At 75.1% G+C, this 13099-nt stretch carries 16 protein-coding genes and 1 tRNA gene; all 17 read left to right on the top strand.

The genetic code is table 11. From position 1 onward, the window contains the following. Window position 1: 1 nt before the first annotated feature. The 17 genes from ACI795_RS07810 to ruvA all read left to right on the top strand — a co-directional run bounded on the left by ACI795_RS07810 (window position 2) and on the right by ruvA (window position 13098). On the top strand, window positions 2-478 hold the full coding sequence (locus tag ACI795_RS07810) for a TIGR02611 family protein (RefSeq protein ID WP_457074901.1): 477 nt from the start codon (window positions 2-4) through the stop codon (window positions 476-478). Between the two features lie 25 nt (window positions 479-503). Beyond that, window positions 504-575: transfer RNA gene (locus ACI795_RS07805), tRNA-Val, on the top strand. 80 nt (window positions 576-655) lie between these two features. Then, complete coding sequence (locus ACI795_RS07800; protein WP_457074900.1) at window positions 656-1075, top strand: hypothetical protein; 420 nt, start codon at window positions 656-658, stop codon at window positions 1073-1075. 27 nt (window positions 1076-1102) lie between these two features. Beyond that, a complete protein-coding gene (locus tag ACI795_RS07795; protein ID WP_457074899.1) occupies window positions 1103-1489 on the top strand; it encodes an HNH endonuclease in 387 nt (128 codons plus the stop codon). 10 nt (window positions 1490-1499) lie between these two features. Further along, on the top strand, window positions 1500-2069 hold the full coding sequence (locus ACI795_RS07790) for an MOSC N-terminal beta barrel domain-containing protein (RefSeq protein WP_457074898.1): 570 nt from the start codon (window positions 1500-1502) through the stop codon (window positions 2067-2069). A 50-nt stretch (window positions 2070-2119) separates the two neighbouring features. After that, window positions 2120-3265 (top strand): CapA family protein, encoded by a 1146-nt coding sequence (locus tag ACI795_RS07785; RefSeq protein WP_457074897.1) that lies wholly within the window; start codon window positions 2120-2122, stop codon window positions 3263-3265. Between the two features lie 77 nt (window positions 3266-3342). Then, window positions 3343-5388 carry a threonine--tRNA ligase gene (gene thrS, locus ACI795_RS07780; RefSeq protein WP_457074896.1) on the top strand — a complete coding sequence of 682 codons (2046 nt, stop codon included), beginning with the start codon at window positions 3343-3345 and terminating at the stop codon, window positions 5386-5388. Next, on the top strand, window positions 5385-5969 hold the full coding sequence (locus ACI795_RS07775; protein ID WP_457074895.1) for an HIT family protein: 585 nt from the start codon (window positions 5385-5387) through the stop codon (window positions 5967-5969). The genes thrS and ACI795_RS07775 overlap by 4 nt, the downstream gene beginning before the upstream one ends. Then, entirely contained in the window at window positions 5970-6635 is a 666-nt protein-coding gene (gene pgsA, locus ACI795_RS07770; RefSeq protein ID WP_457074894.1) for a phosphatidylinositol phosphate synthase, read from the top strand. Continuing rightward, window positions 6632-7564: a phosphatidylinositol mannoside acyltransferase gene (locus tag ACI795_RS07765; RefSeq protein ID WP_457074893.1), complete on the top strand. Its 933-nt coding sequence runs from the start codon at window positions 6632-6634 to the stop codon at window positions 7562-7564. The genes pgsA and ACI795_RS07765 overlap by 4 nt, the downstream gene beginning before the upstream one ends. After that, the gene (locus ACI795_RS07760; RefSeq protein ID WP_457074891.1) at window positions 7564-8793 is read left to right on the top strand and encodes a glycosyltransferase family 4 protein; all 1230 of its coding nucleotides are present in this window, start codon (window positions 7564-7566) and stop codon (window positions 8791-8793) included. Before ACI795_RS07765 ends, ACI795_RS07760 begins: the two co-directional genes overlap by 1 nt. A gap of 11 nt (window positions 8794-8804) precedes the next feature. Continuing rightward, a complete protein-coding gene (locus ACI795_RS07755) occupies window positions 8805-9350 on the top strand; it encodes a hypothetical protein (protein ID WP_457074890.1) in 546 nt (181 codons plus the stop codon). A 50-nt stretch (window positions 9351-9400) separates the two neighbouring features. Then, the gene (pdxS, locus tag ACI795_RS07750) at window positions 9401-10309 is read left to right on the top strand and encodes a pyridoxal 5'-phosphate synthase lyase subunit PdxS (protein WP_457074889.1); all 909 of its coding nucleotides are present in this window, start codon (window positions 9401-9403) and stop codon (window positions 10307-10309) included. Then, window positions 10306-10986, top strand: coding sequence for a pyridoxal 5'-phosphate synthase glutaminase subunit PdxT (pdxT, locus tag ACI795_RS07745; protein WP_457074888.1), 681 nt, complete (start codon window positions 10306-10308; stop codon window positions 10984-10986). Before pdxS ends, pdxT begins: the two co-directional genes overlap by 4 nt. Beyond that, a complete protein-coding gene (locus ACI795_RS07740) occupies window positions 10983-11741 on the top strand; it encodes a YebC/PmpR family DNA-binding transcriptional regulator (protein ID WP_457074887.1) in 759 nt (252 codons plus the stop codon). The genes pdxT and ACI795_RS07740 overlap by 4 nt, the downstream gene beginning before the upstream one ends. A gap of 149 nt (window positions 11742-11890) precedes the next feature. After that, on the top strand, window positions 11891-12463 hold the full coding sequence (gene ruvC / locus ACI795_RS07735) for a crossover junction endodeoxyribonuclease RuvC (protein WP_457074886.1): 573 nt from the start codon (window positions 11891-11893) through the stop codon (window positions 12461-12463). Then, the gene (gene ruvA, locus ACI795_RS07730) at window positions 12460-13098 is read left to right on the top strand and encodes a Holliday junction branch migration protein RuvA (protein WP_457074885.1); all 639 of its coding nucleotides are present in this window, start codon (window positions 12460-12462) and stop codon (window positions 13096-13098) included. The genes ruvC and ruvA overlap by 4 nt, the downstream gene beginning before the upstream one ends. The last annotated feature ends 1 nt before the right edge of the window (window position 13099 follow it).

Genomic DNA, 13099 nt, shown 5'->3' with positions numbered 1-13099 from the left:
GATGACGGCACCCGGCGAGCACGACGACCGCCACCAGGAGCGCGTCGCCGAGCGGCGGGAGCGGTTCGCCGACGACGGCGTGCACAGCCTGCGCGAGCGGGTCGCGGAGAGCGCCTGGCGGCGGCGCATCGCGGCCCGGCGCACCCTGGACGCCCCCTACCGGGTGGGGGTGGGGATCGTCGGCGGGCTGGTCGTCGCGGTGGGGGTCGTCACCATCCCGCTCCCCGGGCCCGGCTGGCTGACCGTCATCGCCGGGCTGTTCGTGCTCGCCTCGGAGTTCACCTGGGCAGAGCGGCTGCTGCAGTTCACCCGCCATCACGTGGGTCGCTGGACCACCTGGCTGACCCGGCAGCCGATCTGGGTGCGGCTGTCGTTCGCCCTGCTCACCGCCGCGTTCGTCTACGCGGTGCTGTGCGTGACCCTGCACGTGATGGGCGTTCCGGGGTGGGTCCCGGGGTGGGTGCCACTCTGGCGCTGAGCGTCTGGCAGAATCATCGGCGTCCGGGCGATTGGCTCAGTGGTAGAGCGCTTCGTTCACACCGAAGAGGTCACTGGTTCGAACCCAGTATCGCCCACCGGATGCGGCCCCCGACCTGATCAGGTCGGGGGCCGTCGTCGTCCCGGGGCCCGGGACGCTTGGTGGCACGATGCCGACGTGACCCTCCCCGGTGGCCCCGACCTGTTCACCCTGCGCGCGTGGCTGAGCGTGGAGCGGGCGCTGGAGGAGGGGCAGCCGGTCGACGACGCGGTGGCCTTCCTGCAGGACACCGCCGGCGCCGTCTTCGGGCCGGCCGTCGCCGGCCGGGTCTCGGCGTTCCTGGCGGCGCAGCCCGACGGCGGCGACCTGGGCGCGCTCCTGGCCGACGACGACCGCCTCGCCGAGCTGCTGGCGCTGCTGCAGGCGGAGGACGCGGCGGGGGAGGGGCCCCCGCGGGCCGAGGTGGTGTGGTCGGCGAGCTCGCCGCGGCGCACCCGGGAGCAGTTCCGCCGGGCGGGGCAGGTGCAGCGGCGGGCGGTCGGGATGCTGCAGGTGCGGCGGCCGGACGTCGCCGGTGAGCGCAGCCGCCGGCGCTGACGGCGCGGCCCGCCGATCGCGGGGACCATGGGCCGGGTGCAACCCGATCGCGCGGCGCGGCGCGCCGCGGCGCTGGTGCGGGACGGCGCTACCTGCGTCTGGTGCGGGCGGTCCTTCTCCGCCCTGGTGCGCCCCACCACCGAGCACCTGGTGCCCCGGGTCAAGGGCGGCCCGTCGTGGGCGGAGAACGAGGTCGCTGCCTGCGGCCGGTGCAACGGTGCCCGCGGCCACGTCGGGCCGGTCGACTGGCTGGCGGAGTGCCGCCGGCGGGGCTGGGAGCCGGACGAGGAGCGGCTGGTCCGGGTCCTCGGTTCGCTCGCCGAGGCGATCGCCCGGCGGGGCGGGCAGCGCCGGGCGCGGCCCTACCTGGACGCCCAGCTGCGCCGGCTGCGCCGCCAGGGGAGCGCCGCGTAGCGTCCCGGGCATGGGTGACGGGAGCTCGGCGAACGTGGTGGGCAGCGTGGGTCAGGTGTCGGTGTACCCGGTGAAGTCGCTGGCCGGCCGGACGGTCGCCGAGGCGGAGGTCGACGCGGCCGGGCTGCGCGGTGACCGCGCCTGGTCGGTGGTCGACGCGGACACCGGGGAGCGCGTCACGGTGAAGACCACGCCGCAGCTGCGCGAGGTCGTCGCCACCGGGGACGCCGAGGCCGACACGATCACGCTGACCGAGGTGCTGGGCCGGCCGGTGCGGCTGGCGGCCTCGGGGGCCGGCCCGCAGGTCGACGCCGCCGCCGTGCACCTGGTGTCCCGCGAGGCGATCGACCGCGCCGAGGCCGGGGAGGTCCCCGAGGGCTGCTCGGCCGACGACCCGCGGGCCAACCTCCTGCTGCACCTGCCCGCTGCCGACGAGCGGAGCTGGGTCGGCCGGCGGGTGCGGGTCGGCGAGGCCGTGCTGGACGTGGTCCGCACCCCGAAGCACTGCCTGGGCGTGTACGCGGAGGTGGTCACCCCCGGCCGGGTCGCCGCGGGCGACCCGGTCGAGCTGCTGGACTGAGCCCGCGCGCCGGGCCCGGGGACGGGCGCCCGGTCGCTAGGGTGCGCCGCGTGCGCGGTGGACGGGGACTGGTGCTGGCCACGGGCTCGGCCCTGACGCTGCTGGCGCTGACGGCCGGGTGCGGCGCCGGCGAGCCCGGGACGGCGGACGCCACCAACGCCGCGCCGTCGTCGGCGCCGTCCACGGCACCCACCCCGGCGGCCCCCGAGCCGCCGGACTCCTTCACCCTGGTCGCCACCGGGGACGTGCTGGTGCACCAGGGCCGCGCCCTCACCCGCGGCGCCCAGCAGCCGGACGGCTCCTGGGACTTCTCCGCCGTGTTCGCACCGGTCGCCCCGGTGCTGCAGGCCGCGGACCTGGCCATCTGCCACCTGGAGACGCCGGTCGCGCCGGCCGGGGGGCCGTACTCGGGCTACCCGGCCTTCGCCGTGCAGCCCGAGATCGTCGACGCGCTGGCGGGGGCCGGGTACGACCTGTGCTCCACCGCCTCGAACCACTCGCTGGACGCCGGGTTCGCCGGGCTGGTCCGCACCCTGGACACCCTGGACGCCGCGGGGATCGCGCACACCGGCACCCACCGCACGGCGGGGGAGGCCCCGACCGTCGTGGACGTGGGGGGCGTGCGGGTCGGGCACGTGGCGACGACGTTCTCGCTCAACGGGGTGCCGCTGCCGGCCGACGCGCCCTTCGCCGTCGACACCTTCGACGTGCCCGACGTCAGCGGGGTGCTCGCCGACGCCGCCGCCGCCCGGGCGGCGGGCGCGGAGGTGGTGGTGGCCAGCGTGCACTGCTGCGCCGAGTACGACTCCGCGCCGCTCCCGGCCCAGGAGGAGGCGGTGCGCACCCTGCTGGCCTCGCCCGACGTCGACCTGGTGCTCGGCCACCACGCACACGTCGTCCAGCCCTTCGAGCAGATCGACGGTGAATGGGCGGCGTACGGCCTGGGCAACCACCTCGCCGAGCACGCCACCCGCGGCCACGACACCGAGGACTCGGTCATCGCCCGGTTCACCTTCACCCGCGGCGCGGACGGCCGGTTCACCGTGGTCCGGGCCGAGGCGGTGCCGGTGCGGATCCAGCTGGGCGCCGACGCCGTCACCCTGGTGCCGGCCGACCCGGTCAGCACCGCCCGGATCAGCGCGGTGCTCGACGCCCGCGGCGCCGTCGCCGACGGCCTCCGGATCGTCACCGGGTGAACCGGACAGGGCCGGTGGCGCACTAGGCTCAAGGTCCCGGCCGACCGGCCGGACCGCGCCGACCCCCAGGAGCTCGAGTGTCCGCCCCGCCCTCCCCGACCGCCGTCACCCCGATCCGGGTCCCGGCCGGGACGACGGCGCTGCAGGCGCTCAAGGACGCCGGGGTGGCGCTGAAGGGCGCCGACGCCGCCGTCGTCGTCCGGGACGTGGCCACCGGTGACCTCAAGGACCTGGCCTGGACCCCGGAGGTCGACGCCGAGGTCGAGCCGGTGCCGGCCTCCAGCGACGACGGGCGCGCGGTGATCCGGCACTCCACCGCGCACGTGCTCGCCCAGGCGGTGCAGGACCTGTTCCCGGGCACCCGGCTGGGCATCGGCCCGCCGGTGGAGAACGGCTTCTACTACGACTTCGACCCCGAGCGGCCGTTCACCCCGGAGGACCTGCAGGCGCTGGAGAAGCGCATGCAGGCGATCGTCAAGCAGGGCCAGCACTTCCGCCGCCGGGAGATCGGCGACGACGCCGCGCACGCCGAGCTCGCGCACGAGCCGTTCAAGCTGGAGCTGATCGGGCTCAAGGGCGGCGCCGGGGACGACGGCGCGGACGACGGCGCCTCGGTGGAGGTGGGCGGCGCGCAGCTGACCATGTACGACAACCTCGACCCGCGCACCGGCGAGCGGGTGTGGACCGATCTGTGCCGTGGGCCGCACGTGCCGCGCACCAGCAGCATCCCGGCGTTCTCCCTCACCCGCAGCGCCGCCGCCTACTGGCGGGGCAGCGAGAAGAACCCCCAGCTGCAGCGGGTGTACGGCACCGCCTGGGAGAGCAAGGACGCGCACAAGGCGTACCTGGAGCAGCTCGCCGAGGCCGAGCGCCGTGACCACCGCCGGCTCGGCGTCGAGCTGGACCTGTTCAGCTTCCCCGACGAGATCGGCTCCGGCCTGGTGGTCTTCCACCCCAAGGGCGGGGTGGTGAAGCGGGAGATGGAGGACTACGTCCGCCGCCGGCACATCGAGGAGGGGTTCGACTACGTCGGCACCCCGCACATCAGCAAGGGCGGGCTGTTCGAGACCTCGGGTCACCTGCCGTACTACGAGGACACCATGTTCCCGGCCATGGACCTGGAGAACTCGAAGTACTACCTCAAGGCCATGAACTGCCCGATGCACAACCTGATCTTCCGGTCGCGCGGGCGGTCCTACCGGGAGCTCCCGCTGCGGTTCTTCGAGTTCGGCTCGGTGTACCGCTACGAGAAGTCCGGCGTCGTGCACGGCCTGACCCGGGTCCGCGGGCTGACCCAGGACGACTCGCACAGCTACGTCACCCCCGAGCAGGCGCCGGGGGAGATCCGGCACCTGCTGGCGTTCGTGCTGGGGCTGCTGCGCGACTTCGGCCTGGACGACTACTACCTGGAGCTGTCCACCCGCGGGGAGTCGGAGAAGTTCATCGGCTCCGACGAGGAGTGGGCCGTCGCCACCGCGGTGCTGGAGGAGGCGGCGCGGGAGACCGGTCTGGAGCTGGTGCCCGACCCGGGCGGCGCCGCGTTCTACGGCCCGAAGATCTCCGTCCAGGCCCGCGACGCGATCGGCCGCACCTGGCAGATGTCGACCATCCAGTACGACTTCAACCAGCCGGCCCGGTTCGGTCTGGAGTTCAGCGCCGCCGACGGCACCCGGCAGCAGCCGGTGATGATCCACTCGGCGAAGTTCGGCTCGATCGAGCGGTTCTTCGGCGTCCTCACCGAGCACTACGCCGGCGCGTTCCCCGCCTGGCTGGCGCCGGTCCAGGTGGTCGGCATCCCGATCACCGACGAGCAGGTGCCCTACCTGACCGACGTGGCCCGGCAGCTGCGGGACCGGGGCATCCGGGTGGAGATCGACGACTCCGACGACCGGATGCAGAAGAAGATCCGCACCGCCAGCAAGCAGAAGATCCCGTTCGTGCTCCTCGCCGGGGCCACCGATGCCGAGGCGGGAGCGGTCTCGTTCCGCTACCGCGACGGCTCGCAGCGCAACGGGGTCCCGGTCGCCGAGGCCGTGGAGCAGGTCGTGGCCTGGGTCGCCGCCCGCACCAACACCGACCCGACGGCGGCCGAGACTGCCGGCGAGCCCGTGGCTGCCGGATGACCGACGCCCAGGAGGAGCTGCGGATCCCCGTCGTCAACGACGACGGGGGGCCCTCGGCCGGGTTCGAGCACCTGTGGACCCCGTACCGGATGGCCTACATCCGCGGGGAGAACAAGCCGGTCACCAGCACCGCCGAGGACTGCCCGTTCGACCGGATCCCCGGCCTGGGCGACGAGGAGGGCCTCGTCGTCGCCCGCGGGGAGACCGTCTACGCGGTGCTCAACCTCTACCCGTACAACGCCGGGCACCTGATGGTCGTGCCGTACCGGCACGTGCCCGACTACACCGACCTCACCGCCGCGGAGGTCGCCGAGCTGGGCGCGTTCACCCAGACGGCGATGCGGGTGGTGCGGTCGGTGAGCGGCGCCCACGGGTTCAACGTCGGGATGAACCAGGGCGCGATCGCCGGGGCCGGCATCGCCGACCACCTGCACCAGCACGTCGTGCCCCGGTGGGGCGGGGACACCAACTTCATGCCGGTGGTCGGGCTCACCCGGGTGCTGCCGCAGGTGCTCACCGAGACCCGCCGGCTGCTCGCCGACGCCTGGCCGGCGGGCACGCCGGCCGGTACGGGGGCCTGAGTGCTCGGGGTCAACCTGCGCCCGGCCGTCGCCCGCTTCTGGGCGCCGGTGGTGCGCGGTCTCGTACGGGCCGGGGTGACCGCCGACGCGGTCACCGCCACCGGCACGCTCGGCGCCGTCGCCGCGGCGGTCTTCATGATCGGCAACGGGTGGCTGTTCTGGGGTGCGGCCACCGTCACCGTCTTCGTCCTGCTCGACATGCTCGACGGGGCGCTGGCCCGCGCCCGCGGCGGCGGGTCGGTGTTCGGCGCGGTGCTGGACTCCACCGGCGACCGTGCTGCTGACGCGGCGATCTTCGCCGGCCTGGCGTGGTGGTACTCGGGCGCCGGTGACAACCGGCTGCTGGTGCTGCTCGCGCTGATCTGCCTGGTGCTCGGCATCCTCACCTCCTACGTCAAGGCCCGGGCCGAGGGCGTGGGCCTGACCTGTGACGTCGGGATCGTGGAGCGCACCGAGCGGCTGATCCTGGTCCTGGTCGGCACCGGCTTCACCGGCCTGGGCATCCCCTACGCGGTGCACGTCGCGCTCTGGCTGCTGCTGGTCGGCAGCGCGATCACCGTGGCCCAGCGGTTCGCCGAGGTGCACCGCCAGTCCCGCGGCCGGACGCTGCCGGCGGCTCCCCGGCCGGCGCCGGACCCGACCTCGGCCGCCGACCCGGCGCCGTGAGCCCCGGCCGGGTCGACGCACTGCGCGACCGGCTGACCGACAGCGGGTACGCGGCGGGCTGGCGCGCCGTCCGACTGCTGCCCGGGCCGGTGGCCGCCGCGGCGTTCCGGGCCGGTGGGTCCTGGGCCGCGTCCCGCAACGGGCGGGGTGTGCGCCAGCTGCGCGCCAACCTGCGGGTCGTCACCGGCCTCGACGGCCGGGACCTGGACGAGCTCACCCGCCGGGCGATGCGCTCCTACGCGCGCTACTGGCAGGAGGCGTTCCGGCTGCCGGCGATGGGCACCGAGCAGGTGCTCGCCGGGGCCACGATGGACGGGCGAGAGCACCTGGAGCGGGTGGGCGCCGAGGGGCGGGGTGCGGTCATCGCCCTGCCGCACAGCGGCAACTGGGACGTGGCCGGGGTGTGGCTGATCGACTGGCTGGGCGGCCCGTTCGCCACGGTCGCCGAGCGGCTGCGGCCGGAGTCGCTGTACCGGCGCTTCGTCGACTACCGGGAGGGGCTGGGCATGCGGATCCTGCCGCTGACCGGCGGGGAGCGGCCGGCGTCGGCGGTGCTGCGCGAGTGGCTCGCCGGCGGCGGCACCGCCTGCCTGCTGGTCGACCGCGACCTCTCCGGCGACGGCGTGCCGGTCGAGTTCTTCGGCCGGTCCACCACCATGCCCGGCGGCCCCGCGCTGCTCGCGGCGCAGACCGGGGCGGCCCTGCTGCCGGCGGTCTGCCAGTTCGACGGTGCCGGCTGGCGCTTCGTCGTCCACCCCGAGGTCCCGGTCGACGGCCCCGGCCGGCTGCGGAACCGGGTGGGTGCCGCCATGCAGCAGGTGGCCACCGCGTTCGCCGGCACCATCGCGGAGCGGCCCGAGGACTGGCACGTGCTGGGCCGGATCTGGCCCGACGTCGGCCCCGACCCGGTGGACCCGGGGAGCCGCTGATGCGCATCGGCCTGGTGTGCCCCTACTCGTGGGACGTGCCCGGCGGGGTCCAGTACCACGTGCGCGACCTCGCCGAGACGCTGCGCGGGCTGGGGCACCACGTCGAGGTGCTCACCCCCGCCGAGCACGAGGAGAACCTGCCGGCCGAGCACGTGACCTGGGCCGGCCGTGCGGTGCCGGTGCCCTACAACGGCTCGATGGCCAGCGTGTCCTTCGGGCTGGTATCCGCAGCCCGGGCCCGCCGCTGGCTGCGCGAGGGGCGGTTCGACGTCGTGCACGTCCACGAGCCGGCCTCGGTCTCGCTGTCGCTGCTCGTGTGCATCATCGCGCAGGGGCCGATCGTCGCGACGTTCCACGCGGCGACCACGCGCTCCAAGGTGCTCGCGGCGCTCGGGCCCTGGGCCCGGCCCTGGCTGGAGAAGGTGGACGGCCGGATCGCGGTCTCCGACTTCGCCCGCCGCGTCCAGGTCGAGCACCTCGGTGGCGACGCCGTGGTCATCCCCAACGGGGTGCACGTGCCGGCCTTCGCCGAGGGGCCCTCGCTGCCCGGTCACCGGCGCGGTGCGGGCGGCCCCACGATCGGTTTCCTGGGTCGCTACGACGAGCCCCGCAAGGGGCTGCCGGTGCTGCTGGAGGCGATGCGGACCGTGGTGGCCACCCACCCCGGTGCCCAGCTGCTGATCGCCGGCCGCGGCGACCCCGCGGAGCTCACCGAGCTCGTGGGGGAGGAGCTCCGCCCGCACGTCACGCTGCTCGGGGAGGTCGACGAGCCGGGCAAGGCGGCGTTCCTGCGGTCCATCGACGTCTACTGCGCGCCGAACCTGATGGGGGAGTCCTTCGGGGTGATCCTGCTCGAGGCGATGGCCGCCGGCGCGCCGGTCGTCGCCAGCGACCTCGACGCCTTCGCCCGGGTGCTCGGCGACGGCGCCGCCGGGGTGCTGGTCCGCCGCGGCGACGCCGCCGCGCTCGCCGCGGCGCTCACCGGGCTGCTGGCCGACCCGGACCGCCGCAGCGCGCTGCAGGACGCCGGACGCCGGGTCGTCGCCGGCTACGACTGGTCGGTCGTCGCGCGCCGCATCCTCGCGGTCTACGAGACGGTCGCGCCCCCCGGCGGGGCCGGGGTGACCGCCTCCACCGAGGACGACGCCGCCCTGCTCGGGCACGTCGCCGGACCACTCGGTGAACGCGCCACGGCGCCATGGGCCTTCCGCCGCCGGGTCCGCCGCTAGCCTGAGGTCCCATGACCACCGCCTGGCTGCTCCCCACCGCCGCTGTGCTGGCGGTGCTCGCGCTGGGCTGGGCGGCCTGGACGCTGACCCGGTTGCGGCGGCTGGCCGGGCGGGTCCGGCGGGCCCGCGAGGTGCTCGACGCCGCGCTGGTGCGGCGGGCGGAGCTGGCCGCGGCGCTGGCCCGCGAGCGGGCCGACGAGCTCGGACACGACCTGGCCACCGCGCTGGCCGAGGCGGCAGCGGGGGCCCGCGTGCCCACGGCCGGTGACCGCGAGGCGGCGGAGAACCGGCTGGGCGCCCTGCTCCGCCGGGTCCCGCCCGACGTGCGCCCGCCGGAGCTGCAGGACACCGGCGTGCGGGTGGGGCTGGCCCGTCGGTTCTACAACGACGCGGTGCGCGACACGCTCGTCCTGCGCCGCGGCCGGCCGGCCCGGGTGCTGCGGCTGCACCGCGGCCGCCCGTTGCCGCGGTACTTCGACATCGACGACGGCCTCGACGCGGTGCTCACCGGCCCGGGTGCCGGGGCCGCCTCCGGGGTGGGGCGGGCCCGCGGCTGAGCCGCCGTACATTGGGCCGTCCGCGTTCCACGACCTGCGAGGCCGCCCCCGTGTCCCAGCTCGATCCCCACCACCAGCCCAGCACCGGCACCGACCGGGTCAAGCGCGGCATGGCCGAGCAGCTCAAGGGCGGCGTCATCATGGACGTCGTCACCCCCGAGCAGGCCAGGATCGCCGAGGACGCCGGCGCCGTCGCCGTCATGGCGCTCGAGCGGGTCCCCGCCGACATCCGCGCCCAGGGCGGCATCGCGCGGATGAGCGACCCCGACATGGTGCAGGGGATCATCGACGCGGTCTCCATCCCGGTGATGGCCAAGGCGCGCATCGGGCACTTCGTCGAGGCGCAGGTGCTGCAGAGCCTCGGCGTCGACTACGTCGACGAGTCCGAGGTGCTCACCCCCGCCGACGAGGCCCACCACATCGACAAGCACGCGTTCACCGTGCCGTTCGTCTGCGGCGCCACCGACCTGGGCGAGGCGCTGCGGCGCATCGCCGAGGGTGCGGCGATGATCCGCTCCAAGGGCGAGGCCGGCACCGGCAACGTCGTGGAGGCCACCCGGCACATGCGCGCGCTGCGTGCGGGGATCAAGCGGCTGGGCACGCTGGACGAGACCGAGCTCTTCGTCGCGGCCAAGGAGCTGCGCGCCCCGCACGACCTGGTCGTCGAGGTGGCCCGTACCGGCAAGCTCCCGGTCGTGCTGTTCACCGCCGGCGGCATCGCCACCCCGGCCGACGCGGCGATGATGATGCAGCTGGGCGCCGAAGGGGTCTTCGTCGGCTCGGGCATCTTCAAGTCCGGTGACCCGGCGCTGCGCGCGGCCGCCATCGTGCAGGCCACCACGTTCGCCGACGACCCCGAGGTGATCGCCAAGGTCTCCCGCGGGCTGGGCGAGCCGATGGTCGGCATCAACGTGAGCACGCTGCCGGAGTCCGAGCGCTACGCCACCCGCGGCTGGTGACCGGCACCCTCCTCGGCCCCCCGGTGGTCGGCGTGCTGGCCCTGCAGGGCGACGTCCGGGAGCACCTGGCGGCGCTGACCGCCGCCGGCGCCCGGGCGGTGAGCGTCCGGCGGCCCGCGGAGCTGGCCGCCGTCGACGGGCTGGTCCTCCCGGGCGGGGAGTCCACCACCATGGCGAACCTGGCCCAGCGGTCCGGGCTGCTCGAGCCGCTGCGGGACGCCGTCCGGGCCGGGCTGCCCACCTACGGCTCCTGCGCCGGGATGATCCTGCTCGCCGACCGGGTGCTGGACGCGCCCGCGGGCCAGCAGACCATCGGCGGGCTGGACGTGACGGTGCGCCGCAACGCCTTCGGCCGCCAGGTCGACTCGTTCGAGGACGAGGTCGAGGTCGACGGCGTCGCCGGGGGTCCCGTGCACGCCGTCTTCATCCGCGCTCCGTGGGTCGAGGAGGCGGGTGCAGGCGTCGAGGTCCTCGGCCGGGTCGTGGGCGGGCCGGCCGACGGTAAGATCGTCGCCGTCCGCCAGGGATCCCTGGTGGCCACCAGCTTCCACCCCGAGCTCACCGGTGACACCCGGGTGCACGCGTCCTTCGTGGAACTGGTGCGGGCAGCCCGTGCCCGGGACCAGCGTTCCGACGGCGCCATCGCAGGCGCCGGCAGTGGAGGAGGTAAGTCGTGAGCGGCCATTCCAAGTGGGCGACGACCAAGCACAAGAAGGCCGGGATCGACGCCAAGCGCGGCAAGCTCTTCGCCAAGCTGATCAAGAACATCGAGGTGGCGGCCCGCACCGGTGGCGGCGACCCGGCGGGCAACCCGACGCTGTTCGACGCCATCCAGAAGGCGAAGAAGACCTCGGTCCCCAACGACAACATCGACCGGGCGGTCAAGCGCGGCGCGGGCCTGGAGGCCGGTGGCGTCGACTACCAGGGCATCACCTACGAGGGCTACGCCGCCGGCGGGGTCGCGGTGCTCATCGAGTGCCTCACCGACAACAAGAACCGGTCGGCGATGGAGGTGCGCACCGCGATGACCCGCAACGGCGGCACCATGGCCGACCCGGGCTCGGTGTCCTACCTCTTCTCCCGCAAGGGCGTCGTCGTCGTGCCGGCCGCCGGCCACACCGAGGACGACGTGCTGCTGGCCGTGCTGGACGCCGGGGCCGAGGAGGTCCGCGACCTCGGCGACACGTTCGAGGTGGTCAGCGAGCCCGGCGACATGGTCGCCGTCCGCACCGCGCTGCAGGAGGCCGGGATCGAGTACGACTCCGCCGACATGGGCTTCGTCCCCAGCGTGCAGGTGGAGCTCGACGTCGACGGCGCGGCCAAGGTCTTCAAGCTGATCGACGCCCTCGAGGACCTCGACGACGTGCAGAACGTCTACGCGAACTACGACGTCTCCGACGAGGTCATGGAGCAGGTCACCGCCGACGCATGAAGGACCCCGCTGCCCCCCGCCGCTCGCAGGCTCGCGGCGGGGCCCTGCAGCGGGGCCGACGGCTGGTGGCGTGTCCTGTCCATGTCCGGTCCCGATCCCGGCTAGCGTTCCCATCGAACAGGTGTTCGTGCGAAGGTGGGAGTGTGGGCATGCGCGTGCTCGGCATCGACCCGGGCCTCACCCGGTGTGGCTGGGGTGTGGTCGAGGGGCGCCCCGGTGCCCGGCCGACCGCTCTGGGGGTCGGCGTGGTGCGCACGTCCCCCGACCTGGACCTGGAACTGCGGCTGCTGGAGGTGCACACCGCCGTGACCGCCCTCCTGCGCGAGCACCGGCCCACCGCCGTGGCCATCGAGCGCGTCTTCACCCAGAACAACAAGGGGACGGCGACCGGCACCGCCCAGGCCGCCGGCGTCGCCGCCCTGGCCGCCGCCCAGGCGGACCTGCCCGTCGCCTGGCACACGCCCAGCGAGGTCAAGGCCGCGATCTCCGGCAACGGGCGCGCTGACAAGGAGCAGGTCACCCTGATGGTCACCCGCGTCCTCGGCCTGACCACAGCGCCGAAGCCGGCCGACGCCGCGGACGCGCTGGCGCTGGCGATCTGCCACACCTGGCGGGCCCCGGCCCAGCAGCGGCTGCGCACCGCCGCGCTGGCCGGTGGGATCGGTGCGCCGCTCCCGGGTGCCCGCACCCTGCCGCGCTGGACGGGGGTGTCGGCCCGATGATCGCCTCGGTCAACGGCCGGGTGGCCGCGGTCTCCCCGGACGGCGCCGTCGTCGAGGTGGGCGGGGTCGGGCTCTCGGTGCAGTGCACCCCGGGCACCATCGCCCGGCTGCAGGTGGGCGAGCAGGCGCGGTTGTCCACCAGCCTCGTCGTCCGCGAGGACTCGCTCACCCTCTACGGCTTCGCCGACGACGACGAGCGCCAGCTGTTCGAGCTGCTGCAGACCGCCAACGGAGTCGGGCCGCGGCTGGCCCAGGCCGTGCTGGCGATCCACCCGCCGCGCGAGGTGCGCCGCGCGGTCTCGACGGGCGACCTCAAGGCGCTGATGCAGGTGCCGGGGATCGGGAAGAAGGGCGCGGAGCGGCTGGTGCTGGAGCTGCGCGACCGGCTCGGCACGACCGCCGTCGACACCCCGCTCGACGGCGGCCCGCTGCCCGCCGGGCTGGCGCCGGTCACCCCGGTCGCCCCGTGGCGGGACCAGCTCACCGCCGCGCTCGTCGGGCTGGGCTGGTCCGGCCGCGAGGCGGAGACGGCGCTGGCCGCGCTGGAGCCGGTCGCCGACGAGCAGCAGGCCGCCGGCGGCGTGCAGGTCGCGGTGCTGCTGCGGCAGGCGCTGCAGATCCTGGGCCGGGCCTGAG

The organism is Modestobacter sp. SYSU DS0290 (assembly GCF_054050955.1).
The sequence above is the reverse complement of the archived record's forward strand: the minus strand, read 5'-3'. Positions and strand labels throughout refer to the sequence as shown.